This window comes from Cupriavidus basilensis (genome assembly GCF_000876015.1).
Lineage (GTDB): Bacteria > Pseudomonadota > Gammaproteobacteria > Burkholderiales > Burkholderiaceae > Cupriavidus > Cupriavidus basilensis_B.
The window spans coordinates 171,783-196,023 of the sequence record NZ_BBQM01000020.1; the positions used below are offsets into that span (position 1 = coordinate 171,783).

General features: G+C 68.8%; 21 protein-coding genes. 19 read left to right on the forward strand and 2 right to left on the reverse strand.

Features of this window, described 5'->3' with window-relative positions:
• Window positions 1–622 precede the first annotated feature (622 nt).
• A complete protein-coding gene (locus KF708C_RS22625; RefSeq protein ID WP_059413352.1) occupies window positions 623–1,324 on the reverse strand; it encodes a Bax inhibitor-1/YccA family protein in 702 nt (233 codons plus the stop codon).
• Window positions 1,325–1,676: 352 nt separating this feature from the next.
• On the opposite strand from KF708C_RS22625, the gene ndk reads away from it, so the two are divergent.
• The 19 genes from ndk to oxlT all read left to right on the forward strand — a co-directional run bounded on the left by ndk (window position 1,677) and on the right by oxlT (window position 23,533).
• Window positions 1,677–2,102, forward strand: coding sequence for a nucleoside-diphosphate kinase (gene ndk / locus KF708C_RS22630; protein ID WP_020205282.1), 426 nt, complete (start codon window positions 1,677–1,679; stop codon window positions 2,100–2,102).
• A 53-nt stretch (window positions 2,103–2,155) separates the two neighbouring features.
• Window positions 2,156–3,325: a 23S rRNA (adenine(2503)-C(2))-methyltransferase RlmN gene (rlmN, locus tag KF708C_RS22635; RefSeq protein WP_059413353.1), complete on the forward strand. Its 1,170-nt coding sequence runs from the start codon at window positions 2,156–2,158 to the stop codon at window positions 3,323–3,325.
• Window positions 3,322–4,101 (forward strand): type IV pilus biogenesis/stability protein PilW, encoded by a 780-nt coding sequence (gene pilW / locus KF708C_RS22640; protein WP_029044098.1) that lies wholly within the window; start codon window positions 3,322–3,324, stop codon window positions 4,099–4,101. The genes rlmN and pilW overlap by 4 nt, the downstream gene beginning before the upstream one ends.
• Window positions 4,094–5,095: a RodZ domain-containing protein gene (locus KF708C_RS22645; protein ID WP_059413354.1), complete on the forward strand. Its 1,002-nt coding sequence runs from the start codon at window positions 4,094–4,096 to the stop codon at window positions 5,093–5,095. The genes pilW and KF708C_RS22645 overlap by 8 nt, the downstream gene beginning before the upstream one ends.
• A 61-nt stretch (window positions 5,096–5,156) precedes the next feature.
• Window positions 5,157–6,449, forward strand: coding sequence for a flavodoxin-dependent (E)-4-hydroxy-3-methylbut-2-enyl-diphosphate synthase (gene ispG / locus KF708C_RS22650; protein ID WP_059413355.1), 1,293 nt, complete (start codon window positions 5,157–5,159; stop codon window positions 6,447–6,449).
• 151 nt (window positions 6,450–6,600) lie between these two features.
• Window positions 6,601–7,887 carry a histidine--tRNA ligase gene (gene hisS, locus KF708C_RS22655; RefSeq protein ID WP_231586560.1) on the forward strand — a complete coding sequence of 429 codons (1,287 nt, stop codon included), beginning with the start codon at window positions 6,601–6,603 and terminating at the stop codon, window positions 7,885–7,887.
• A gap of 74 nt (window positions 7,888–7,961) precedes the next feature.
• A complete protein-coding gene (locus KF708C_RS22660) occupies window positions 7,962–8,594 on the forward strand; it encodes a YfgM family protein (RefSeq protein WP_020205288.1) in 633 nt (210 codons plus the stop codon).
• Window positions 8,595–8,691: 97 nt separating this feature from the next.
• Window positions 8,692–9,870 carry an outer membrane protein assembly factor BamB gene (gene bamB / locus KF708C_RS22665; RefSeq protein WP_020205289.1) on the forward strand — a complete coding sequence of 393 codons (1,179 nt, stop codon included), beginning with the start codon at window positions 8,692–8,694 and terminating at the stop codon, window positions 9,868–9,870.
• 224 nt (window positions 9,871–10,094) lie between these two features.
• Complete coding sequence (gene der / locus KF708C_RS22670) at window positions 10,095–11,438, forward strand: ribosome biogenesis GTPase Der (protein WP_029044100.1); 1,344 nt, start codon at window positions 10,095–10,097, stop codon at window positions 11,436–11,438.
• A 209-nt stretch (window positions 11,439–11,647) separates the two neighbouring features.
• Window positions 11,648–11,887, forward strand: coding sequence for an RNA chaperone Hfq (gene hfq, locus KF708C_RS22675; RefSeq protein WP_017229727.1), 240 nt, complete (start codon window positions 11,648–11,650; stop codon window positions 11,885–11,887).
• Window positions 11,888–12,188: 301 nt separating this feature from the next.
• Complete coding sequence (gene hflX / locus KF708C_RS22680; protein WP_059413357.1) at window positions 12,189–13,469, forward strand: GTPase HflX; 1,281 nt, start codon at window positions 12,189–12,191, stop codon at window positions 13,467–13,469.
• Window positions 13,470–13,573: 104 nt separating this feature from the next.
• Complete coding sequence (gene hflK / locus KF708C_RS22685) at window positions 13,574–14,932, forward strand: FtsH protease activity modulator HflK (RefSeq protein WP_059413421.1); 1,359 nt, start codon at window positions 13,574–13,576, stop codon at window positions 14,930–14,932.
• Window positions 14,933–14,943: 11 nt separating this feature from the next.
• A complete protein-coding gene (gene hflC, locus KF708C_RS22690; protein ID WP_059413358.1) occupies window positions 14,944–15,852 on the forward strand; it encodes a protease modulator HflC in 909 nt (302 codons plus the stop codon).
• Window positions 15,853–16,093: 241 nt separating this feature from the next.
• Window positions 16,094–17,257 (forward strand): ATP phosphoribosyltransferase regulatory subunit, encoded by a 1,164-nt coding sequence (locus KF708C_RS22695; RefSeq protein ID WP_020205294.1) that lies wholly within the window; start codon window positions 16,094–16,096, stop codon window positions 17,255–17,257.
• A 154-nt stretch (window positions 17,258–17,411) separates the two neighbouring features.
• On the forward strand, window positions 17,412–18,752 hold the full coding sequence (locus KF708C_RS22700; RefSeq protein ID WP_029044102.1) for an adenylosuccinate synthase: 1,341 nt from the start codon (window positions 17,412–17,414) through the stop codon (window positions 18,750–18,752).
• A gap of 142 nt (window positions 18,753–18,894) precedes the next feature.
• Window positions 18,895–19,458 (forward strand): phosphoribosyltransferase, encoded by a 564-nt coding sequence (locus KF708C_RS22705; RefSeq protein ID WP_059413359.1) that lies wholly within the window; start codon window positions 18,895–18,897, stop codon window positions 19,456–19,458.
• Between the two features lie 18 nt (window positions 19,459–19,476).
• Window positions 19,477–20,226, forward strand: coding sequence for a GntR family transcriptional regulator (locus KF708C_RS22710; RefSeq protein WP_059413360.1), 750 nt, complete (start codon window positions 19,477–19,479; stop codon window positions 20,224–20,226).
• A 286-nt stretch (window positions 20,227–20,512) separates the two neighbouring features.
• Entirely contained in the window at window positions 20,513–22,078 is a 1,566-nt protein-coding gene (locus KF708C_RS22715) for a gamma-glutamyltransferase family protein (protein WP_059413361.1), read from the forward strand.
• A gap of 162 nt (window positions 22,079–22,240) precedes the next feature.
• Window positions 22,241–23,533 (forward strand): oxalate/formate MFS antiporter, encoded by a 1,293-nt coding sequence (gene oxlT, locus KF708C_RS22720; RefSeq protein ID WP_059413362.1) that lies wholly within the window; start codon window positions 22,241–22,243, stop codon window positions 23,531–23,533.
• 44 nt (window positions 23,534–23,577) lie between these two features.
• Here the strand turns inward: oxlT and KF708C_RS22725 are convergent, their stop codons facing one another.
• Window positions 23,578–24,189, reverse strand: coding sequence for an NAD(P)-dependent oxidoreductase (locus KF708C_RS22725; protein ID WP_020205300.1), 612 nt, complete (start codon window positions 24,187–24,189; stop codon window positions 23,578–23,580).
• Window positions 24,190–24,241: the final 52 nt, after the last annotated feature.

Sequence of the window (24,241 nt, forward strand, 5' to 3'; positions counted from 1 at the left end):
GCTGCATGATGGCGTTGGTCCAGGCCCTTCAGGCTGCTGCCGCGACCGGGGCGGATGGGTGCGGCATAGGGACGGTGCTGGATTCGTGGTGGGCGCGGTGGCCCCTGTTTGATCTCAGTACCGAACGATTTGGCTTGAGAGGCAATCCGATTCAAAGCAACCCAGCACACCCGCGCTGGGTCCACCACGCCCACCACGAAACCACGAGGATGCTATGTCGTGGCGGCTCAAACCGGTAACGGCAGATGTCCGAACCAGCAGTCCGCCCGCCATCATAGGTCTGACCCCGCAACCCATACCGCTAGCCAGATCGTGGCGAGTCGAACCGGTACCGGCAGGATGCCAGCAGAACCACCGCCCCCACCACGAAACCACCAACAAGGGAAACCCCAACGTTTCTGCCCCTGCCGGCCAGGCAGCCCGCTTTCTTTGCCTACTTTCTTTTCGGGGAAAAGAAAGTAGGTCGCTCCGGGGGAGCGAAAGCCTTTGACTTTAACGTTCAGCCGTTGACATTCAGCAGTTGACTTCGACGTTAAGCCGTTAAGAAAAGAAAAAGCCAGCACGGATTGCGCTGGCTTTTTCGTTTCAGGAGGGGAGGGACAGGGCGGCCCGGCCGCCCACCTCAATCGCGATTGCCGCCAAAGATCCCCAACAGCGCCAACAGGTTGGCAAACACGTTATACACATCCAGGTAAATCGCCAGCGTGGCCGTGATGTAGTTCGTCTCGCCGCCATTCAGCACGCGCTGCACGTCGAACAGGATGTAGGCCGAGAAGATGCCGATGGCGATCACCGACACGGTGATCATCAGCGACGGCAGTTGCAGCCAGATGTTGGCGACGCTGGCCAGGATCAGCAGGATCACGCCGACGAACAGGAATTTGCTCAGGCCGGAGAAGTCGCGCTTGCTGACCGTGGCGACGGTCGCCATCGCGCCGAATACCGCCGCGGTGCCGCCGAAGGCATACATGATCAGCGCCGGTCCGTTGGAGAACTGCAGCACGGAGCCGATCAGGCGCGACAGCATCAGGCCCATGAAGAACGTGAAGGCCAGCAGCAGGACCACGCCCATGCTGCTGTTCTTGGTCTTCTCGATGGCGAAGAAGAAGCCGAACGCGATGCCCAGGAACAGGATCAGCGACAGGCCGGGGCTGCCCCGCATCAGGCTGAAGCCGCTGGTCACGCCGATCCACGCGCCGAGCACGGTGGGGATCATCGAGATGGCGAGCAGCCAGTAGGTGTTGCGCATTACCCGATTGCGGACCACAACGTCGCTGGTTGCGGTGCCGCTGCCGAAACTGTAGGTGTTCAGCTTGTTGTCCATGGTGACTCCTGTTTCAAAACGGTGAGGCGCCGCGCTGACCCGGACGGGCACAACGCCAATGTGGCATCGCACCGGGCGAATTGCAAGGGCTTGTGAAACGTAATCGCCACTTTGTCATCAAGGTGTAATCTCGCCTCGCGCGTGGCCAACGTTCATTCGATTATCGGCCGCGACAGGCGTTCCCTCCACGCCGAACAGAAATAAAGTGGCGCGATGGTCACGTGAGGCGGATGGCGTCGCCGGTGGCCGGGGGCAGTGCGCCGGCAGCGGAGTCGTTCTCGAAACCATAACTGTCTCGTGCTAGAATTGCACGTTTATTCCAATTGTAACCCCTTCATTTTTCGGAGTTTTTATGGCGATCGAACGCACCCTGTCCATTATCAAGCCGGATGCCGTGGCCAAGAACGTCATCGGTCAGATCTACGCTCGCTTCGAGGCCGCCGGCCTGAAGATCGTGGCTGCCAAGATGGTTCACCTGTCGCGCGGCGAAGCCGAGCAGTTCTACGCCGTGCACAAGGCCCGCCCGTTCTTCAAGGACCTGGTGGACTTCATGGTTTCCGGCCCGGTCATGATCCAGGCCCTGGAAGGCGAAAACGCCATCCTGACCAACCGCGACCTGATGGGCGCCACCGACCCGAAGAAGGCCGACAAGGGCACCATCCGCGCCGACTTCGCCGACAGCATCGACGCCAACGCCGTGCACGGCTCGGACGCGGCGGAAACGGCTGCCGTCGAAATCGCCTTCTTCTTCCCCGGCATGAACGTTTACAGCCGCTGATTGTCTGGTCTATTTCACAAGACTAGACTGCTTCTGAAGTCGATACTGCCGTCATGAACCCTCTCGTCAACCTGCTCGATCTGGATGCGGACGCGCTCACCGCCTATTGCGGCGAGCTCGGCGAGAAGCCGTTTCGTGCGCGGCAGTTGCAGCGCTGGATCCACCAGTTCGGCGCCAGCCGCTTCGACGCCATGTCGGATCTCGCCAAGTCGCTGCGCGAAAAGCTCGCCACGCGCGCCGAGATCCGCTCGCCGGCCGTCATCACCGACCACCTGTCGGCCGACGGCACGTGCAAGTGGCTGCTCGACGTCGGCGCCGGCGACGCGGTGGAGACGGTGTACATCCCCGAGGAGACGCGCGGCACGCTGTGCGTGTCCTCGCAGGCCGGCTGCGCCGTCAACTGCCGTTTCTGCTCGACCGGCAAGCAGGGTTTCTCGCGCAACCTGACCACCGGCGAGATCATCGGTCAGTTGTGGATGGCCGAGTTCGCCATGCGCACCCAGCTCGGCCGCGGCCCCAAGGACGACCGCGTCATCTCCAACGTGGTGATGATGGGCATGGGCGAGCCGCTGCTGAACTACGACCAGGTGGTCCCGGCCATGCGCCTGATGCTGGACGACAACGCCTACGGGCTGTCGCGCCGGCGCGTGACGCTGTCCACCTCCGGCGTGGTGCCGATGATGGACCGGCTCTCGAAAGACCTGCCGGTCGCACTGGCGGTATCGCTGCACGCATCGAACGATCCGCTGCGCGACATGCTGGTGCCGCTCAACAAGAAGTACCCGCTGGCGGAACTGATGGCGGCCTGCCGCCGCTACCTCGAGTTCGCGCCGCGCGATTTCATCACCTTCGAATACTGCATGCTGGACGGCGTCAACGACGGCGTCGAGCATGCGCGGGAACTGCTGAAGCTGGTGGCCGACGTGCCATGCAAGTTCAACCTGATCCCGTTCAACCCGTTCCCGGAATCGGGTCTCAAGCGCTCGAACAACGAGCAGATCCGCCGCTTTGCCCAGGTCCTGATGGACGCCGGCATCGTCACCACCATCCGCAAGACGCGCGGCGACGACATCGACGCGGCCTGCGGCCAGCTTGCCGGCGAGGTCAAGGACCGCACCCGGCTGGCCGAGCGCGGCAAGTTCGGCAAGATCACGCCGATCGTCGCCGCGCCGGTGGCGAGCGCGCCGGGCGCCGGCCAGCCGCGGGAGGCTCGCCCTGCATGACGCGTCTGATAGTCGCAGTCCTGACCGGGCTGGTGATGCTGTCCGCCTGCCAGCTACCGCCCCCGGCGAAGCCGGACCTGCAGACCGCGTCTGACCAGACCGATCGCACGCGGCGCGCCACCATCCGCCTGCAGCTGGCCACCAGCTACCTGTCGGCGGGGCAGTACAGCGTGGCGCTGGACGAGGCCAAGCAGGCCATCGCCATCGACCCGACCCTGGTCGACGCGTACCATATCCGCGCGCTGGTCTACATGAACATGAACGAGCGCGCGCTGGCCGAGGACAGCTTCCGCAGCGCGCTGTCGATGCGCCCCGACGACGGCGACGTGCTCAACAACTACGGCTGGTTCCTGTGCCTGAACGGCCGTTACCGGGAAGCGGTGCCTTACCTGGAGCGCGCGGTCTCGGCGCCGTCGGCGAGCGGCCCGGCCAAGCCGCTGACCAGCCTGGGGGCCTGCCAGTTGCGCAACGGCGACGGCGAAGCCGCGGAGAAGAGCCTGTTCGGCGCGCTGCGCTACGACCGCAACAACCCGGAAGCGAACAGCAACCTCGCGCTGCTTTATTACCAGCGCGGCGACTACGCGCGGGCCAAGGAGTACGCCGCGCGGGTCAACAACAGCAGTTTCGTCAGCGCGCAATCCCTCTGGCTGGGCGCGCGCATTGCCCGCCGCCAGGGCGACGCCGCGACGCAGAATGCCCTGGTGGGCCAGTTGCGCAGCCGTTTCCCCGACTCGCGTGAGTTGACCGCATACGAACAAGGAGCATGGGATGAGTGAGCAAGAGCGCGCCGAAAGCCAGACTGCGGCGACCGGGCACGTGGGCGGCGTGGCCGCCGACGCTGGCCGCGAGGCGGTGGCGCGCGAGATTGGCGAGCGCCTGGCGCAGGCGCGCAAGGACCAGCGTTTTTCGCTGGAAGACGTCAGCGCGCGGCTGAAGGTGGCGGCGCACAAGCTGGCCGCGATCGAGCAGGGCGACGTTGCCGCGCTGCCGGACGTGACCTTCGCCAAGGGCGTGATGCGCGCCTATGCCCGCATGCTCCATATCGACATCGACGCGCTGCTCGCGCGCTTCCACGCGCAGGCGGTGCCGGTGGTGGAAATCGGCATGCGCCGCGAAGGCGGCCTCAACGAGAGTTTCGACGACCGCAACCGCTTCGGCTCCAGCAGCTCGGGCGGGCGCTGGATCTGGCTGGCCCTGGTGGTGGCCCTGATCGGCGGCGGCGCCCTGTTCGGGCTGGATCATTTCAAGCAATGGCTCGAGGCGCGCAAGGAAGGCCTGAGCGCGCCGCCGGCCGTGGAAGCCACGGCGCAGCCGGGCGGCGAGCCCGGCACCGTCACGGCGGCGCTGCCGCCGGTGATGGCGGCCTCGGACGCGCCCGCGCCGTCCGAGGCGCTGCCCGCCAGCGGCCCGGTGGTTGCCGAGACACCTGCCGCGCCGGTGACGCCGACGCCTGCCGCGCCCGTCGCCGCCAGCCCGGCGCCGGCGGTGGCTGCGGCGCCCGTCGTACCCGCGGCGCCGGCCGCCGCGGGCGGCGGCGAGCTGCGCATCCGCTTCGCCGCCGAGACCTGGTACGAGATCCGCGACCGCAGCGGCAAGGTCGTCCTCGGCGGTACCGCGCGCGCCGGCGAGGACCTGAGCGGTGGCGGCACGCCTCCCTACAAGGTCGTGATCGGCAACGTGAAGGGTGTCGAATCGCTGACCCGCAACGGCACGCCGGTCGATCTGGCGGCCTCGAACCGTAACAACGTGGCGCGCCTGACGCTGCCCTGAATGCCGTTTCTCCCGGCCTCGCGCAAGACGCGGGGCCAGGCAAGATGAAGGTGGTAATGCTATGAATCAACAGGACTCCATGCCGGTACTGCCCGGCCCGCTACCCCGCCGCAAGACGCGCCAGGCGCGCGTGGTGTGGGGCGACAACGTGGTCACCATCGGCGGCGGCGCGCCCGTGCGCGTGCAGTCGATGACCAACACCGACACGGTGGACGCCATCGGCACCGCGATCCAGATCAAGGAGCTGGCGCGCGCCGGCTCCGAGATCGTGCGCATCACGGTCAACACGCCCGAGGCCGCGGCCGCGGTGCCCGCCGTGCGCGAGCAGCTCGACCGCATGGGCGTCGACGTGCCGCTGGTGGGCGACTTCCACTACAACGGCCACAAGCTGCTGCAGGACTATCCCGAGTGCGCCGCGGCGCTGTCGAAGTACCGCATCAATCCCGGCAACGTGGGGCAGGGCGCCAAGCGCGACACGCAGTTCGCGCAGATGATCGAGATGGCCATCCGCTACGGCAAGCCGGTGCGCATCGGCGTGAACTGGGGCAGCCTGGACCAGTCGCTGCTGGCGCGCATCATGGACGAGAACGCGCAGCGCGCGCGGCCGTGGCCGGCGCAGAACGTGATGGTCGAGGCGCTGATCACCTCGGCCATCGAGTCGGCGAAGAAGGCCGAGGAGATCGGCCTGTCGGGCGACCAGATCATCCTGTCGTGCAAGGTCTCGCAGGTGCAGGAGCTGATCGCGGTGTACCGCGAGCTGGCCAGGCGCTGCGACTACGCGCTGCACCTGGGCCTGACCGAGGCCGGCATGGGCAGCAAGGGCATCGTCGCCTCCACCGCGGCGCTGTCGGTGCTGCTGCAGGAAGGCATCGGCGACACCATCCGCATCTCGCTGACGCCGGAACCGGGCGCGCCGCGCGAGAAGGAAGTCTACGTGGGGCAGGAAATCCTGCAGACGATGGGCCTGCGCAACTTCACCCCGATGGTGATCGCGTGCCCGGGTTGCGGGCGCACCACCAGCACGACGTTCCAGGAACTGGCGGCCAGCATCCAGGGCTACCTGCGCGAGCAGATGCCGGTGTGGAAGACCGAATACCCCGGCGTGGAAGAAATGGACGTGGCCGTGATGGGCTGCATCGTGAACGGCCCGGGCGAAAGCAAGCACGCCAACATCGGCATCTCGCTGCCGGGCTCGGGCGAATCGCCGGCGGCGCCGGTGTTCGTCGACGGCGTCAAGGTCAAGACCTTGCGCGGCGAGCGCATCGCCGAGGAGTTCCAGGCGATCGTCGACGACTACGTGCGCACCCACTATGGCAGCAACGCCGGGCGCGCAGGCAATGAGGTGGCGGCCTGATCCGTTGCGGACAGGGCGACACAGGGAAAGACAACAGAAGATGAATCAACCCGTGAATCCGGCGGCCGGCGAAGGCCGGGCTGACAACAAAGCCGACAGCAAGGCCGATAACAAGGCCAAGGCCGCCAAGGCCCTGCAGGGCGTCAAGGGCATGAACGACATGCTGCCCGCCGACGCGCCGCTGTGGGAGCATTTCGAGAACGCCGCGCGCGCCATGCTGCGCGCCTACGGCTACCAGCAGGTCCGCACGCCGATCGTCGAGCACACGCAACTGTTCGTGCGCGGCATCGGCGAAGTGACCGACATCGTCGAGAAGGAAATGTATTCCTTCACCGATTCGCTCAACGGCGAGCAGCTCACGCTGCGCCCCGAGGGCACGGCCGCCGCGGTGCGCGCCACCATCGAGCACAACCTGCTGTACGACGGCCCCAAGCGCCTGTGGTACACCGGCCCGATGTTCCGCCACGAGCGCCCGCAGCGCGGCCGCTACCGCCAGTTCCACCAGCTGGGCGCCGAGGCGCTCGGCTTCGCCGGCCCGGACGTGGACGCCGAGATCATCCTGATGTGCCAGCGCCTGTGGGACGACCTGGGTCTGGTCGGGGTGCGGCTGGAGCTGAACTCGCTGGGCCAGGCGCATGAGCGCGCCGCCCACCGCGAGGAGCTGATCAAGTACCTGGAAGGCTTCCAGGACATCCTCGACGAGGACAGCAAGCGCCGCCTCTACACCAACCCGCTGCGCGTGCTCGACACCAAGAACCCGGCGCTGCAGGAGATGGCGGCCAACGCGCCCAAGCTGATCGACTTCCTGGGCGAGGAGTCGCTGGCCCACTTCGAGGGCGTGCAGCGCCTGCTCAAGGCCAACAACATCCCGTTCAAGATCAACCCGCGCCTGGTGCGCGGGCTGGACTATTACAACCTGACCGTGTTCGAGTGGATCACCGACAAGCTCGGCGCGCAGGGTACCATCGCCGGCGGCGGGCGCTACGACCCGCTGATCGCGCAGATGGGCGGCAAGCCGGCGCCGGCCTGCGGCTGGGCGATGGGCATCGAGCGCATCATCGAGCTGATCCGCGAGGAAGGCCTGGTGCCCGAGGCCGAGGGCTGCGACGTCTACCTGGTGCACCAGGGCGAGGCGGCCGCCGAGCAGGCCATGATCGCCGCCGAGCGCCTGCGCGACGCCGGCCTCGACGTGCTGCTGCACGCCACGCCGGACGGCAAGAGCGGCAGCTTCAAGTCGCAGATGAAGCGCGCCGATGCCAGCGGCGCGGCCTATGCCGTTATCATTGGCGACGACGAAGTGGCGGCCGGCACGGCTCAGGTCAAGGATCTGCGCCAGGGCGCGCAGGGCGGACCGGGAGACGCCGGCGCGCAGAGGACGGTGCCGGCGCAGGCGCTGGTCGACCACATCATCGACGCGATGGTGGGCGCGAGCGAATAGGGCCGCCGGACAGCACGACCAGGGGCCGCGGCGCGGCCCCGCTCATACCAACACACGCGGGTGGATCCCTCGACATGGCTTACGATCTAGAAGAACAGGAACAGCTTGAGAGCCTCAAGGCCTGGTGGCGCCAGTACGGCAATGCCGTGACGTGGGTGCTGATCGCCGGCCTGCTGGCCTTTGCCGCCTGGAGCGGCTGGAATTACTGGCAGCGCAAGCAGTCGGGCGAGGCCGCGCTGCTGTACGAGCAGGTCATCAAGGCCGCCGAAGGCCGCGACGCGGAGCGCGTCAAGCGCGCCGCCGGCGACCTCGAGCAGAAGTTCGGCAAGACCGCCTACGGCCCGATGTCCGCGCTGATGGCGGCCAAGGTGCTGTACGATGCGGGCGACCTGGCCGGTGCCAAGACCCAGCTGCAGTGGGCGATCGACCACGGCGACAGCGAATATGCCCACCTCGCGCGCGTGCGCCTGGCCGGCGTGCTGCTCGACGAAAAGGCCTACGACCAGGGCCTGGCGCTGCTCAAGGACGAGCCGCCGGCATCGTTCGCGGCCTTGTATGCCGACCGCCGCGGCGACCTGCTGGCCGCGCAGGACAAGCGCGCCGACGCGCGCACGGCGTACCGGCTGGCGCTCGACAAGCTCAGTGCCAACGACGCGGCCATGCGCCAGATCATCCAGTTCAAGCTCGACGCGCTGGGCACCGCCTGAGGGCGGCGCTTTCCGGCGCGCCGGCGCGCGGACCCGCCGCCCGGGGGCGGGCGGGTCCGCGGTTTTGCGTTTCAACCCAATTCAGGATCGGAACCCCATGACGTCATCGTTTCCCGGCACGGCCAAGAACCAGCAACACGGCAATTTCGTCCGCGCCCTGGTGGTGGCCGCCGCTTGTGCCGCCACCCTTGGCGGCTGCTCGCTGTTCAGCAAGAGTGACAAGCGCACGCCGGTCGATCTCAAGCCGATCACCCAGACCCTGTCGGTGCGCCAGGCCTGGCGCGCCAGCGTCGGCAAGAGCGGCCCGTACACGCTGCAGCCGGCCGTGGCCGGCGGCACGGTCTACGCGTCCTCCAACGGCGGCAAGGTGATGGCCTTCGACGGCACCACCGGCCGCACGCTGTGGGAGGCCCGCACCGACATCGACCTCACCAGCGGCCCCGGCAGCGACGGCTCGGTGACGGCGGTGGCGGGCGAGAAGGGCGCCGTGTTCGCCTTCGACAACAGCGGCAAGCAGATCTGGAAGAAGCAGGTCAACGGCGAGGTCCTGTCCGCGCCGCTGGTCGGCAACGGCCTGGTGGTGGTGCGCACCACCGACACCCGCGTGCTGGGCCTGGACGCGCAGACCGGCGAGCGCCGCTGGATCTACCAGCGCTCGCAGACGCCGCTGAACCTGCGCGCGGCGATGGGCATGACGTTCGCCGGCGACGGCATCGTGATGGGCTTCCCGGGCGGCAAGCTCGGCGTGCTGGCGCCGGGCAACGGCGTGCTGCGCTGGGAAAGCACGGTGTCCTACCCGAAGGGCGTGTCCGAGATCGAGCGCCTGAACGACGTCACCGGCCAGCCGGCGGTCAACGGCCGCCAGGTCTGCGCCACCACCTTCCAGGGCCGCGTGGCGTGCCTGGAACTGGCCAACGGCCAGCCCCAGTGGGGCAAGGATTTCTCGTCGCCGACCGGCCCGACGCAGGACGACACCTCGCTGTACGCCAGCGATGAGCGCTCGGTGGTGCATGCGTTCGACCGCCAGAACGGCAACGAGCGCTGGAAGAACGACCAGTTGCTGTACCGCCGCCTGGGCGCGCCGCTGGCGCTGGGCCGCTCGGTGGTGATGGGCGACTATGAAGGCTACGTGCATTTTCTTTCGCGCGAGGACGGCCAGTTCCTGGCCCGCCTGAAGACCGACGGCAGCGAGATCACCGCCGCGCCGGTGGTGGCGGGCGCGTCGATGGTGGTGCAGACGCGCGACGGCAACCTCTACGGCTTCGTGCCGGACTGAGGCGCCGCGACGATGAGGGCGCGCCCGTGCACCTGTCGGCACGGGCCGCGCCGATCCGGTAGCATGATCCGGCGGATCGTGCAGGTGAACGAGGCCGGGTGGCAAGGCCAGCCCGGTTGCCCGACAGGAAACGTGGCCAGGCGCGCGGCGCCCGGCCGTCGGACCCACATCACTCCGGAGTTCCTGGGGGGCGGCATCTGCCGGCCCCCATTTCCGTTTATTGCATGAAACCAGTTATCGCTCTGGTCGGCCGTCCCAATGTGGGCAAGTCGACGCTATTCAACCGCATGACCCGCTCGCGCGACGCCCTCGTCGCCGACCTGCCTGGGCTCACGCGCGACCGCCACTACGGCGAGGGCCGCATCGGCGAGCGCCCGTTCATCGCCATCGACACCGGCGGCTTCGAGCCGGTGGCCAAGGACGGCATCGTCGCCGAGATGGCCAAGCAGACCCGCCAGGCGGTGGTCGAGGCCGACGTGGTGATCTTCCTCGTCGACGGCCGCCTCGGGCTGGCGCCGCAGGACCGCGTGATCGCGGACTACCTGCGCAAGACCGGGCGCCGCGTCATGCTGGCCGTGAACAAGGCCGAGGGCATGAAGTACACCACCGTGGCGGCGGAGTTCTACGAGCTCGGCATGGGCGACCCCTATGCCATCTCCTCCACGCACGGCGACGGCGTGCGCGAGCTGGTCGACGAGGCGCTGGAGCTGGCGGTCAAGGAGCGCCCGGAGCTGGCCGAGGAAGACGAGCACGCGCAGCGCGGCGTCAAGATCGCCATCGTGGGCCGCCCCAACGTGGGCAAGTCCACGCTGGTCAATACGCTGATCGGCGAAGAGCGCGTGATCGCGTTCGACATGCCCGGCACCACGCGCGACGCCATCTACGTGGAGTTCGAGCGCGGCGGCAAGCCCTACACGCTGATCGACACCGCCGGCCTGCGCAAGCGCGGCAAGGTGTTCGAGGCGATCGAGAAATTCTCGGTGGTCAAGACGCTGCAGTCCATCGCCGACGCCAACGTGGTGGTGCTGCTGCTCGACGCCCAGCAGGACGTTTCCGAGCAGGACGCGCACATCGCCGGCTTCATCGTGGAATCGGGCCGCGCGCTGGTGGTCGGCGTGAACAAGTGGGACGGCCTCGACGGCCATGCGCGCGACCGCATCAAGCACGACCTCGAGCGCAAGCTGCAGTTCCTCGACTTCGCCAACTTCCACTTCGTGTCGGCGCGCGAGCGCACCGGCATCGGCGCGCTGCTGCGCTCGGTGGACGAGGCCTACGCCGCGGCGATGGTCAAGCTGCCGACGCCGCAGCTCACGCGGATCCTGCAGGAAGCGGTGGAGTTCCAGCAGCCGCGCCGCGTCGGCGCGACCCGCCCCAAGCTGCGCTACGCGCACCAGGGTGGCTCCAATCCGCCGATCATCGTGGTGCACGGCAATTCATTGTCGGGCATCGCGGACAGCTACCGGCGCTATCTCGAAAATCGCTTCCGCACGGCCTTCAAGCTCAAGGGCACGCCGCTGCGCATCGAATTTCGCACGAACAAAAACCCGTATGCGGACTCGAAGGATTGAGTCGGGCAGCGGGGCAGCCTGGCGGGCAAGTTTCGTTTGCGTTCGTTTGGAACTGAGGCTAAATTCTCGGTAGCGGGGGGTTCCCCGCGAGACGATGCTGGCTTGGTACCGTTTTTGATCTTTTTTTGGCGCGGTTTGCGCCGCTCGACTTGAATCGGGGATGAACGTCCCCATCATCCATCACTAAATCTATAATTTTGGAGTGTGCCATGAGCAACAAAGGGCAATTGCTACAAGACCCGTTCCTGAACGCGCTGCGCAAAGAGCACGTGCCGGTTTCAATCTACCTCGTCAATGGCATCAAGCTGCAAGGCAATATCGAGTCGTTCGACCAGTACGTCGTCCTGTTGCGCAACACCGTGACGCAGATGGTTTACAAGCATGCGATTTCCACCGTCGTGCCCGCGCGCGCCGTGAATTTCCGCGTGGACGATACGGCCGAGGGCTGATCCTTTACCGTTATTCCCATGTTCACGGCTGGCCCGCCGCCATTGCGGCAAGGCCACCGCGAACCGGTGCCGCGCCGGGGCCTGAAATCCCGGCGCGACGCCAGCAACGACACCGGCCATCCGGTCGCACCGCGGGCATGCATATGGTTATGCCGCGCACGATGCCTTACCCTGGTGCATGCCGCCGCGGACCATCTCCGCCGCCGCGCGCCAACCGGGACAGGGCCCTTGCCTCGCGGCACCCGCCACGCCCCCGGCCGGTTTCCATCGTTTTCCTTTTCGCGTTTCGCGATCCTCCCGTTTGCAATCTAGAGCTACCTCCAATTCCGAGTCCTCCCGCGCCATCCTCGTCGGCGTCGATTTCGGCAAGCACGACTTCCAGGAAAGCCTGAGCGAGCTGGCGCTGCTGACGTCCACCGCCGGTTCGACGCCGGTGCACATGCTGACCGGCCGGCGCTCGCGCCCGGACCCGGCGCTGTTCATCGGCTCGGGCAAGGCGGAGGAACTCAAGGAGGCCGCCGACGCGCTCGACGCGGACGTGGTGGTGTTCAACCACACGCTGAGCCCGGCCCAGCAGCGCAACCTCGAGCGTTTCCTCAAGCGCCACGTGATCGACCGCACCGGCCTGATCCTGGACATCTTCGGCCAGCGCGCGCAGAGCCACGTCGGCAAGGTGCAGGTCGAGCTGGCCCAGGTCCAGTACCAGGCCTCGCGGCTGGTCCGCGCATGGAGCCACCTGGAGCGGCAGAAGGGCGGGATCGGCATGCGCGGCGGCCCGGGCGAGCGCCAGCTCGAGCTCGACCGCCGCCTGCTGGACGAGCGCGCCAAGCGCCTGAAGTCGGACCTGTCCCGGCTGCAGCGCCAGCACAGCACCCAGCGCCGCGCGCGGGCGCGCAACGACACGCTGAGCATCTCGCTGGTCGGCTATACCAACGCCGGCAAGTCGACGCTGTTCAACGCGCTGACCAAGGCGCGCGCCTACGCCGCCGACCAGCTGTTCGCCACGCTCGACACCACCTCGCGCCGGCTCTACCTGGAAGGCCTGGGCAACGTGGTGCTGTCCGACACGGTCGGCTTCATCCGCGACCTGCCCACGCAACTGGTGGCCGCGTTCCGCGCCACGCTGGAGGAAACCGTGCACGCCGATTTGCTGCTGCACGTGGTGGACGCCTCCAGCCCGGTGCGCCACGAGCAGGTCGAGCAGGTCAACCGCGTGCTGGCCGAAATCAATGCCGACGACATCCCGCAGATCGTCGTGATGAACAAGATCGACGCCGCGCCGGAGCTGCTGGAGCAGGGCCCGCGCGTGGAGCGCAACGAAGAAGGCGTGCCGGTGCGCGTGTTCGTCAGCGCGCGCGACGGCATCGGCCTGGACGCGCTGCGCGAGGCGGTGGTGGAAGCGGCGCGCTGGCTGGCCGAGCGGCCGGCCGGGCCGGCGCCGCTCGACCCGCGCTTCGCCGACGGGCACGGTCGCGTGGACGATGCCCACGACGACACCACGGACGATGACCGGGGTGTCGGCGGGGACGGCGGCCAGGACGGCGGCGATGACGCCGCTCCGGAAGAACCCGACACGCTGTAAGCCGGTTCGGCGGAAATCGGTGCCAGATTGCCCCAAATAGGCAAATGTGGCGTCGATGACTGTTAGAATCCCTCTGTTCCAACTATCCCGGACCCGTGCACTTCATGCCCCAGTTTCCCCGGAATCCTGAATCGAGCCATGCCTTCGGCGGCGCCCCGTCGCGGTCGGCGTGGCAGCGTTTGCGCGCGATCCTGTCGTTGAACGATCCACGTTGGGGTCGGGGCGATGATGAAGACAAGGATAAGGACAAGGACAACAACCGCCAGCAGCAGCAGCGGCCGCCCCAGGACGGCCCGCCCGACCTGGACGAGCTGTGGCGCGACTTCAACCGCCGCCTGAACGGCCTGCTCGGCCGCAAGGACAACGGTGGCGGCGGCAACCAGGGTTTTGGCGGCGGCGCGCGCACGCCGGGCAAGGGCTCGGGCGTGGGCGCCGGCGTGGTGGTGATCGCCGCCATCGGCATCTGGCTGGCCAGCGGCTTCTTCATGGTGCAGGAAGGCCAGACCGCGGTGATCCTGCAGTTCGGCAAGTTCAAGTACACCACCGGCCCCGGCATCAACTGGCGCCTGCCGTACCCGATCCAGTCGGCCGAGATCGTCAACCTGTCGAGCGTGCGTTCGGTGGAAGTGGGCCGCTCGACCTCGATCAAGGACAGCAACCTGAAGGACGCGTCGATGCTGACGCAGGACGAGAACATCATCGACGTCCGCTTCACGGTGCAGTACGACATCCAGGACGCCCAGGAATTCCTGTTCTACAACAAGACCGACCGCGGCGGCGACGAAGAGCTGGTGACGCAGGCCGCCGAGACCTCGGTGCGCGAGATCGTCGGCCGCAACAAGATGGATGCGGTGCTGTACGAGAACCGCGAGCAGATCGCGCAGAACCTCGCCAAGTCGATCCAGTCCATCCTCTCGGCCTACAAGACCGGCATCCGCGTGATCTCGGTCAACGTGCAGAGCGTGCAGCCGCCCGAGCAGGTGCAGGCCGCCTTCGACGACGTCAACAAGGCCAGCCAGGACCGCGAGCGCGCCATCAGCGAAGGCCAGGCCTACGCCAACGACGTGATCCCGCGCGCCAAGGGCACCGCCGCGCGCCTGAACGAGGAGGCGCTGGCCTACAAGTCGCGCGTGGTCAACCAGGCCGAGGGCGACGCCGCGCGCTTCCAGCAGGTCCAGGCGCAATACGCCAAGGCGCCGCAGGTCACGCGCGACCGCCTCTACATTGAAACCATGCAGCAGATCTATACGAATTCGACCAAGGTGCTGGTGGACTCGCGCCAGGGCAACAATCTCCTCTACCTGCCGCTGGACAAGCTGATGTCGCAGGCGCAGTCCGGCACGCCGGCCGCCGGCGCCGCGCAGGCGCCCGCCGCCGGCAGCGCTCCCGCGCCGGCGCCCGACGCCAGCGGCGACAACCGGTCGCGCGAACTGCTGCGCAACCGTGACCGCGATTCGCGCTGAGGAGCCCTGACATGAACCGACTGATTTCGATTGTCATCGGCCTCTTCATCGTGCTGGCGATTGGCTCCTCGATGGTGTACGTGGTGGACCAGCGCCAGTACGCGGTGGTGTTCGCCTTCGGCGAGATCAAGCAGGTGGTGCGCGAGCCCGGCCTGCACTTCAAGCTGCCGCCGCCGCTGCAGAACGTGGTCTTCATGGACCGCCGCCTGCTGACCATCGACGTGGCCGCGTCCGAGCGCTTCCTGACCGCCGAGAAGAAGAGCATGGTGGTGGACTGGTTCGTCAAGTGGCGCATCACCGATCCGCGCAAGTTCTTCGTCGCCTTCAACGGCAACATCCGCAGCGCGCAGGACCGCATGACCCAGCGCATCGATTCCGTCGCCCGCGAGGAATTCGGCAAGCGCACGGTGGCCGACGTGGTCGCCGGCGAGCGCGACAAGGTCATGCAGAACATCCGCTCGGCGATGGCCGACTACGCGCAGTCGGTCGGCGTGGAGATCATCGACGTGCGCCTCAAGCGCGTGGACCTGCTGCCCGCGATCAGCGAATCGGTGTACCGCCGCATGGAGGCCGAGCGCAAGCGCGTGGCCAACGAGCTGCGCTCCACCGGCGCGGCCGAGGGCGAGAAGATCCGCGCCGACGCCGACCGCCAGCGCGAGGTGGTGCTGGCCGAGGCCTACCGCGACGCGCAGAAGATCAAGGGCGACGGCGATGCCCAGGCTTCGCAGATCTACGCCGACGCGTTCGGCCGCGATCCGCAGTTCGCGCAGTTCTGGCGCAGCATGGAGGCCTACCGCAATACCTTCCGCGACAAGCGCGACGTGCTGGTGCTGGAGCCCAACTCGGACTTCTTCCGCTACATGCGCTCGCCGAACGGCGCGCCGGCCCCGGCGCCGGCGCCCGCGGCGGGACGCCGCTGAGCGCCACCAAGCGCCACGCCCGGCGGCCACGGCCGCCGGGCGCCAGGACAAAACCCCGGCTTGCCGGGGTTTTGTCCGGCTGGGGCGGCGCGATGCGCGCGCCGGCCGGGCGCCTCGGCCGCCGCACGGCGGGCGCGCCGGGTGACGGCGGCGCGGCGCTGCCGGTCCGGCCGCCGCCGGCGCGAACCCAATTCAACGGGCATCCCGCGGATGCCCGGCAACCGACGTGAAGAGATTGACCATGTCCAACCACTGGCTTCTGCCTGAAAACATCGCCGACGTGCTGCCGTCGGAGGCCCGCAAGATCGAAGAGCTGCGCCGCCGCATGCTGGACCTGTTCCGCACCTACGGCTACGAGCTCGTCATGCCGCCGATGCTGGAATACCTCGAGTCCCTGCTGACCGGCACCGGCCATGACCTCGACCTGCGCACGCTCAAGCTGGTCGACCAGCTCTCCGGCCGCACGCTGGGCCTGCGCGCCGACATCACGCCCCAGGTCGCCCGCATCGACGCGCACCTGCTCAACCGCTCCGGCGTGACCCGCCTGTGCTACGCCGGCAACGTGCTGCACGCGCGCCCGGCGGGCTTTCGCGCCACGCGCGAACCGATCCAGGTCGGCGCCGAGATCTACGGCCACGCCGGCCTCGAGGCCGACGTCGAGATCCAGTCGCTGATGCTGGCCGCGCTGCAGGTCGCGGGGCTGACCGACGTGCGCCTGGACCTGTGCCACGCGGGCATCCTGGAGGCGCTGCTCGACGGCCTGCCGTCGAGCCGCAAGATCGAGGACGCGCTGTTCGCCGCGCTCGAGACCAAGGACGTGCCGGCGCTGCGCGAGCTGACCGAAGGCATGCCGCAGGCCGAGCGCGAGGCGCTGCTGGCGCTGCCCACGCTGTACGGCGGGGTGGACGTGCTGGAGCGCGCCCGCGCCACGCTGCCGGCCAGCCCGGCCATCGCGCGCGCGCTCGACGAGCTGGCCGCGCTGGCGGCCGCGGTGAGCGGGGCGAGCGTCAACATCGACCTGTCCGACCTGCGCGGCTACCACTACCACAGCGGCGTGATGTTTACCGCCTACGTCGCCGGCCTGCCCAACTACGTGGCCCGCGGCGGGCGCTACGACAAGGTCGGCGAAGCCTTCGGCCGCGCGCGGCCGGCCACCGGCTTCTCGCTCGATCTGCGCGAGGTTGCCGCGCTGTCGCCGCTGGAAGTGCGGGCTTTCGCCATCTTCGCGCCGTGGGATGCGGATCCCGAGCTGCGCGCCGCGATTGCCGCGCTGCGCGCCGACGGCGAGATCGTGATCCAGTCGCTGCCGGGCCACACGCACCAGCTCGACGAATTCAACTGCGACCGCCAGCTGGTGCGCCAGGACGGCGGCTGGGTGGTGGTGCCGCGCGGCGCCGGGGCGTAGGCGCCCTTTTTTCGCGCGGCTCGCGCGCATGGGCCGGCAGCGCCGCGGCGCCTGCCGCGCCCGCTTTCGGCCCGTTGCCGGCCGGCTCCCCAAAAACGGGGTGTTGTCCGGCAACGAGAGTAAAATACGTTTTTAACCTTCTGACCAAATCAACATGTCCGCTTCTGCAGTAAGCCAGGGACGCAATGTCGTCGTGATCGGCACCCAGTGGGGTGACGAAGGCAAAGGGAAAATCGTCGATTGGCTTACCGATCATGCAAAGGGCGTGGTGCGGTTCCAGGGTGGCCACAATGCGGGCCACACCCTCATCATCGGCGGCAAGAAGACCATCCTGCGGCTGATTCCCTCGGGCATCATGCGCGCCGGCACGGTCTGCTACATCGGCAACGGCGTGGTGCTGTCGCCCGAGGCGCTGTTCCGCGAGATCGAGGAGCTGGAAGGCGCCGGCCTGCAGGTGCAGAACCGCCTGCGCATCTCCGAAGCGACCACGCTGATCCTGCCGTACCACATCGCCATCGACAAGGCGCGCGAAGCGCGCCGCGGCGCCGGCAAGATCGGTACCACCGGCCGCGGCATCGGCCCGGCCTACGAAGACAAGGTGGCCCGCCGCGCGCTGCGCGTGCAGGACCTGTTCGATCCCAAGACCTTCGCCGAGCGCCTGCGCGAGAACCTGGACCTGCACAACTTCATGCTGACCCAGTACCTGGGCGCCGAAGCGGTGGACTTCCAGCAGACCCTGGACGAAATGCTGGCCTACGCGCCGCGCCTGGCGCCGATGGTGGCCGACGTGTCCGCCGAGCTGTACGCGGTCAACGCCGCCGGCGACAACCTGATGTTCGAAGGCGCGCAAGGCACGCTGCTCGACGTCGACCACGGCACCTATCCGTTCGTCACCTCGAGCAACTGCGTGGCCGGCGCGGCCGCCGCCGGCGCCGGCGTCGGCCCGGGCCGCCTGAACTACATCCTGGGCATCACCAAGGCCTACTGCACCCGCGTGGGTTCGGGCCCGTTCCCCAGCGAGCTGTACGACAACGACAACCCCGCCCGCCAGGACGCGGTCGGCGTGCGCCTGGCCAACGTCGGCAAGGAATTCGGCTCGGTCACGGGCCGTCCGCGCCGCACCGGCTGGCTCGACGCCGCCGCGCTCAAGCGCTCGGTGCAGATCAACGGCGTGTCGGGCCTGTGCATGACCAAGCTCGACGTGCTCGACGGCCTCGAGACCATCAAGCTGTGCGTGGGCTACCAGCTCGACGGCAAGACCGTCGACATCCTGCCGCGCGGCTCGGATGCGGTGGCGCGCTGCGTGCCGGTGTACGAGGAATTCCCGGGCTGGAACGAGTCCACCTTCGGCGTGAAGGCCTGGGACGCGCTGCCCGAGCAGGCACGCGTCTACCTCAAGCGCATCGAGGAAGTGGTCGGCATCCCGATCGATATGATCTCGACCGGCCCGGACCGCGACGAAACCATCCTGCTGCGCCACCCGTACGTGGCGTGACGCCGGGCGCCCGCGAGGGCGCGCATGGCATGGCGCCGGCAAGGCGTCCGCAGCACAATAGCAAATCGGCCCGCGCAAGCGGGCCGAAGCATTCCCGGTCGACAGACCACAAGCCGAAGCGCCGGAATAGGCGACAAGAACCATGAACCTGCCATCGAACGACGACGAGAACCTGTGGATTTCCTGGGATGACTACCACAGCCTGATCGCACGCCTGTCACTGAACGTCCACGAATCGGGCTGGCAGTTCGACAAGATCCTGTGCCTGGCGCGCGGCGGCCTGCGCGTGGGCGACCAGATGTCGCGCATCTTCGACGTGCCGCTGGCCATCCTCGCCACCAGCAGCTACCGCGAGGCGGCCGGCACGCAGCAGGGCGAGCTCGACATCGCGCAGTACATCACCATGACCCGCGGCGAGCTGTCGGGCAAGATCCTGCTGGTCGACGACCTGGTGGATTCCGGCGTCACGCTCGAGCGCGTGGGCCGCCACCTGAAGGAGCGCTATCCGGCGGTGACGGAAGTCCGCTCGGCGGTGCTCTGGTACAAGGCGTGCTCCAAGGTCAAGCCGGACTACCACGTGACCTTCCTGCCGACCAATCCCTGGATCCACCAGCCGTTCGAAGAGTACGACACGCTGCGCCCGCACAACCTCGCGGCCTGGCTCAAGCGCGGCAAGCGCGCGGCCGACGGCGGCCCGCAGGCCTGATCCGCGGGGCGCGCGCACATGAGCGGGCAGGGCGGCGTCGCCACGCGGGCCTCGCGCTCGCAGGCTGCCTATCACAGCCTGCGCGACGACATCTTCGCCTTCCGCCTGCTGCCTGGCGACCGCTTCACCGAGAACGACGTCGCCGAGCGGCTCGGCATCTCGCGCACGCCCGTGCGCGAGGCGCTGCAGCGTCTGCAGGGCGACGGCCTGGTGCGCGGCCACTACCGCAACGGCTGGGAAGTGGTGCCGCTCGACCTGGGCCGCTTCGAAGCGCTCTACGAACTGCGCACCGTGCTGGAAACCCACGCGGTGACGCGGCTGTGCCAGCAGCCCGCCGCGCGCCACGTCGACCTCGCCAGCCTGGCGCGGCAGGACGCCATCTGGCGCGTGCCGCGCGCGCAGCGCCTGGCCGACGGCAACGAGGTGGCGCGGCTCGACGAGGGTTTCCACCTCGCGCTGATGCACGCGGCCGGCAACCCGGAGGCCGCCGCGGTTCACCAGCAGGTGACCGACCGCATCCGCATCATCCGCCGGCTGGACTTCGCCTACGGCGACCGCGTCGAACTGACCTATGACGAGCACGCCGGCATTCTCGATGCCGTGGCCGCGCGCGACAGCGCGCGCGCCGTCGCGCTGCTGGCCTCGCATATCGAGGACGGCCGCGCCGAAGTGAGCCGCCTGACCACCGAGCGCCTCGAGCGGATCCGCACCAGCCTTGTGCTGCCGGTGCCGCCGGGCGCACCGCCGCGGCGCAGGCGCTTCGGCTGACGCCGGGCTTTCCTTGCCGGTCGCCGGACGGCGGCCACGCCCGGGCCCGCCGCCCGGCACCTTCCCCTGGACCTCTCCCAACACGCCCGCCACGCGGTCTTGGCGCGCCCGCTGACGCTTTGCGGGCCGCGCCATGGCCGCGCTCGCGCCATGTTTGTGCATCCGGGCCTGCGTTCTGTCCGCCGTGGCACGCATGTTGCAACGTCTCCTGCGAATCCGTTTATGTATACATAAATTGCAGGACACGATGAGTTCTCACCTGAATCCGATCCGCGGCAGCCGCGGCATGGCCGTCGCGCCGCACGCGCTGGCTTCGCAGAGCGCGCTGGCGGTATTGCGCGAAGGCGGCAATGCCGTCGAGGCGATGATCGCCGCGGCGGCCACCATTGCGGTGGCCTATCCCCACATGAACAGCATCGGCGGCGACAGCTTCTGGCTGATCGCCCGGCCCGGCGAAGCGCCGCGCGGCCTGGAGGCCTGCGGCGCGGCGGCCGGCGCGGCCACCATCGAACGCTACCGCGAGGCCGGCCTGGCCACGATCCCGTTCCGCGGCGGCCTGGCGGCCAACACCGTGGCCGGCACCGTCTCCGGCTGGAACGCCGCGCGGGCGTGGTCGCAGGAAGCGCTGGGCGGGCGCCTGCCGCTGTCGCGCCTGCTGGCCGACGCCATCGCCTATGCGCGCGACGGCGTGCCCGTCACGCAAAGCCAGTCGGCCTGCGTGGCGGCCAAGCAGGCCGAACTGGCCGGCATCGCGGGTTTTGCCGAGACCTTCCTTGCCGAGGGCGTGCCGGCGACCGGCAGCCGCTTCCGCCAGCCGCGCCTGGCCGCGACGCTGGAGCAACTCGCGCGCGTCGGGCTGGACGATTTCTACCAGGGCGACCTCGCGCACAGCATGGCGCGCGACCTCGCCGCCGTGGGCAGCCCGCTGACGCTCGACGACCTGCGCGCGCACCGCGCCGTGTGGAAGACCCCGCTGGCGCTGGCGCATTCGCGCGGCACCGTCTACAACATGCCGCCGCCCACGCAGGGTCTGGTCTCGCTGCTGATCCTGGGCCAGCTCGACCGCCTGCTGGACAGCGGCATGGACCCGCTCGGCGCGCCCTTCGTCCACGCCTGCGTGGAGGCGACCAAGCAGGCCTTCGGCGTGCGCGACCGCCATATCACCGATCCGCTCCACATGGACATCGATCCGCGCGACCTGCTGACGCCGGACTGGCTGGACACGGCCGCGGCGCGCATCCGCCCGGACGCCGCACTGCCGTGGGGCAATGGCCTGGGGCCCGCCGACACCGTGTGGATGGGCGTGATCGACGGCGACGGCGTGGCGGTCAGCTTCATCCAGAGCATCTATCACGAGTTCGGCAGCGGCGTGGTGCTGCCGGCCTCGGGCGTCAACTGGCAGAACCGCGGCTGCAGCTTCTCGCTCGACCCCGCCGCGCGCAATCCGCTGGCGCCGGGACGCAAGCCGTTCCACACGCTCAACCCGGCGCTGGCGCGCCTGGCCGACGGCCGCACGCTGGTCTACGGCAACATGGGCGGCGACGGCCAGCCGCAGTCGCAGAGCGCGGTGTTCTCGCGCATCGCGCATTTCGGCATGAACCCGCAGGCCGCCATCGACGCGCCGCGCTGGCTGCTGGGCCGGACCTGGGGCCAGACCAGCGACACCCTGAAGCTCGAGGCGCGCTTTCCCGCCGCCACCAGCGACGCGCTGCGCCAGCTCGGCCACGACGTGGAAATCCTCAGGCCTTACGACGAGACGATGGGACACGCGGGCGCCATCCTGCTGCACCCGAACGGCCTCTACGAAGGCGGCTCCGATCCGCGCAGCGACGGCAGCGTGGCCGGCTGGTAGGCGCGGCGCAAGGCATGGGGCGCGCGCCGCGGCGCCGCCCGTTTTTTTCGCGGCTCCCGGCCGCATGGCGCGCCGGCCGCGCCGGCCGTCCCGGGGCCTGCGCACCGGCGGCGCGCTTTGCGCGCGCCGGTTTTCCCCGAAGTCCGTTCAAGGAGTGGTTCGATGCGTTCCGTTGCAGATGACGCAGTACTCGGCCTGGCGCCCGCCTTGCCACTGGCGCGCACGCGCTGGATCCAGCTCGCGCTGGGCGTGGCGTGCATGATGGCGATCTCCAGCCCGCAATACGTCTGGACCCTGTTTACCAAGCCGCTCGCCACCAAGCTCGGCGTGCCGCTGTCCGAGCTGCAGGTCACTTTCTCGCTGCTGATCGTGCTGCAGACCTTTTTCTCGCCGTTCCAGGGCGCGCTGATCGAGCGCTTCGGGCCGCGCCGGCTGATCGCGCTCGGCACGGTGCTGTCGGGGCTGAGCTGGGTGCTGGCGTCGCAGGTGCAGAGCCTGGGCATGCTCTACCTGTGCTACGGCGTGGTGGGCGGCCTGGGCACCGGCATCGTCTACGTCGGCGTGGTGGGCCAGATGGTGCGCTGGTTCCCGGACCGCCGCGGCTTCGCCGTGGGCATGGTCGCGGCTGGCTACGGCATGGGCGCGATCGTCACCACCTTCCCGATCGCCTCGGCGCTGGCCGGCAAGGGGCTGGAAACCACGCTGTGGCAGTTCGGCCTGCTGTTCGCGGTGATCGGCTTCATTGCCTCGCAGGGGCTGCGCGCGCCCGCGGCGCACGCGGCGGCGGCGCCGGCGCATGGCCGGGAAGGCAGCGCCGCGCGCGCCGTGGCCGACGTGCCGACGCGCCAGATGCTGCGCACGCCGCTGTTCTGGCTGCTGTTCGGCATGATGACCATGATGTCCACCTCGGGCCTGATGGTGACGTCGCAGATGGCGGCCTTCGCCAAGGATTTCGGCGTCACCGGCGCCACCGTGCTCGGCATGGCGGCGCTGCCGCTGGCGCTGACGCTCGACCGCTTCACCAACGGGCTCACGCGCCCGCTGTTCGGCTGGGTCTCCGACCGCTGGGGACGCGAGAACACCATGTGCCTGGCCTTCGCGCTGGAAGGCGTGGCGATGGCGCTGTGGCTGCTGACGCGCGAGAACGCGGTGCTGTTCGTGCTGCTGTCGGGCGTGGTGTTCCTGGGCTGGGGCGAGATCTTCTCGCTGTTTCCCTCCACGCTGACCGATACCTTCGGCACGCGCTTCGCCACCACCAACTACGGCTGGCTGTACATCTCGCAGGGCATCGGTTCGATCTTCGGCGGCCCGCTGGCCGCGCTGATGCACGAGCGGCTGGGTAGCTGGATGCCGGTCTTCGGCGTGGCGATCACGCTCGACATCGCGACCGCGCTGCTGGCCATCGCGGTGCTCAAGCCGGCGCGGCGCAGCTACCTCGCGCGGCCGGCCGGCTGAGAAGCGAGCGGGCGGGGCGGCAGCGCGCCGCCCCGAGGCATCGCTCAGTAAGCCACCGAATAGCGCTGGCGCGGGTGCGCCGGCTTTTCCACCTCGTCGAGCATGGCGATGGCGTAGTCCTCCATCGAGATCCAGCTCTTGCCCGCGGCGTCGGACAGCAGCGTGTCGCCGCCCGTGCGCCACGTGCCGGTGCGCGTGCCCGGCTCGAACAGCGCGGCCGGCGACAGGAAGGTCCAGTCGAGCGCGGTCTCGGCGCGCAGGGCATCGAGGAAATCGCGCCCGGCCAGCGCCTCCGGCTTGTAGGCGTCGGGGAATCCCGGCGTATCCACCAGTTGCACGCCGGGCGCCACGTAGAGGCTGCCGGCGCCGCCCACCACCAGCAGGCGCGGCACGCCCGCGGCCTTGACTGCGCCGACGATCTGCGCGGCCCTGGTGTGTTCGAAGCGCACCGTGCTGATGGCCACGTCGCTGCCGGCGATGGCGGCAGCGAGCGCTTTGGTATCCGCCGCGTCGGCGTCGCGCGTGGTCAGGTTCGGCTGCGCCGGCAGCTTGCCGGCCTGGCGCGCGACGGCGGTCACGGTGTGGCCGCGGCGCAGCGCTTCGTCGACGAGGCGGGTGCCGACGCGGCCGGTGGCGCCGATGATTGCGATCTTCATGTTCAACTCCTGGCTTGGTTGCCTGCTGTTTGTGGCTCGGGACTGCTGCACC

Excerpts from the sequence above, each read along its gene's own strand:
- hfq (WP_017229727.1), top strand. The coding sequence starts at position 11,648 with ATGAGCAACAAAGGGCAATTGCTACAAGACCCGTTCCTGAACGCGCTG.
- rlmN (WP_059413353.1), top strand. The coding sequence starts at position 2,156 with ATGAACCCTCTCGTCAACCTGCTCGATCTGGATGCGGACGCGCTCACC.
- pilW (WP_029044098.1), top strand. The coding sequence starts at position 3,322 with ATGACGCGTCTGATAGTCGCAGTCCTGACCGGGCTGGTGATGCTGTCC.
- KF708C_RS22700 (WP_029044102.1), top strand. The coding sequence starts at position 17,412 with ATGTCCGCTTCTGCAGTAAGCCAGGGACGCAATGTCGTCGTGATCGGC.
- KF708C_RS22660 (WP_020205288.1), top strand. The coding sequence starts at position 7,962 with ATGGCTTACGATCTAGAAGAACAGGAACAGCTTGAGAGCCTCAAGGCC.
- bamB (WP_020205289.1), top strand. The coding sequence starts at position 8,692 with ATGACGTCATCGTTTCCCGGCACGGCCAAGAACCAGCAACACGGCAAT.
- KF708C_RS22715 (WP_059413361.1), top strand. The coding sequence starts at position 20,513 with ATGGCCGTCGCGCCGCACGCGCTGGCTTCGCAGAGCGCGCTGGCGGTA.
- KF708C_RS22695 (WP_020205294.1), top strand. The coding sequence starts at position 16,094 with ATGTCCAACCACTGGCTTCTGCCTGAAAACATCGCCGACGTGCTGCCG.
- KF708C_RS22625 (WP_059413352.1), bottom strand. The coding sequence starts at position 1,324 with ATGGACAACAAGCTGAACACCTACAGTTTCGGCAGCGGCACCGCAACC.
- hisS (WP_231586560.1), top strand. The coding sequence starts at position 6,601 with ATGAACGACATGCTGCCCGCCGACGCGCCGCTGTGGGAGCATTTCGAG.
- KF708C_RS22705 (WP_059413359.1), top strand. The coding sequence starts at position 18,895 with ATGAACCTGCCATCGAACGACGACGAGAACCTGTGGATTTCCTGGGAT.
- hflK (WP_059413421.1), top strand. The coding sequence starts at position 13,574 with ATGCCCCAGTTTCCCCGGAATCCTGAATCGAGCCATGCCTTCGGCGGC.
- ispG (WP_059413355.1), top strand. The coding sequence starts at position 5,157 with ATGAATCAACAGGACTCCATGCCGGTACTGCCCGGCCCGCTACCCCGC.
- KF708C_RS22645 (WP_059413354.1), top strand. The coding sequence starts at position 4,094 with ATGAGTGAGCAAGAGCGCGCCGAAAGCCAGACTGCGGCGACCGGGCAC.
- der (WP_029044100.1), top strand. The coding sequence starts at position 10,095 with ATGAAACCAGTTATCGCTCTGGTCGGCCGTCCCAATGTGGGCAAGTCG.
- ndk (WP_020205282.1), top strand. The coding sequence starts at position 1,677 with ATGGCGATCGAACGCACCCTGTCCATTATCAAGCCGGATGCCGTGGCC.
- oxlT (WP_059413362.1), top strand. The coding sequence starts at position 22,241 with ATGCGTTCCGTTGCAGATGACGCAGTACTCGGCCTGGCGCCCGCCTTG.
- KF708C_RS22710 (WP_059413360.1), top strand. The coding sequence starts at position 19,477 with ATGAGCGGGCAGGGCGGCGTCGCCACGCGGGCCTCGCGCTCGCAGGCT.
- KF708C_RS22725 (WP_020205300.1), bottom strand. The coding sequence starts at position 24,189 with ATGAAGATCGCAATCATCGGCGCCACCGGCCGCGTCGGCACCCGCCTC.
- hflC (WP_059413358.1), top strand. The coding sequence starts at position 14,944 with ATGAACCGACTGATTTCGATTGTCATCGGCCTCTTCATCGTGCTGGCG.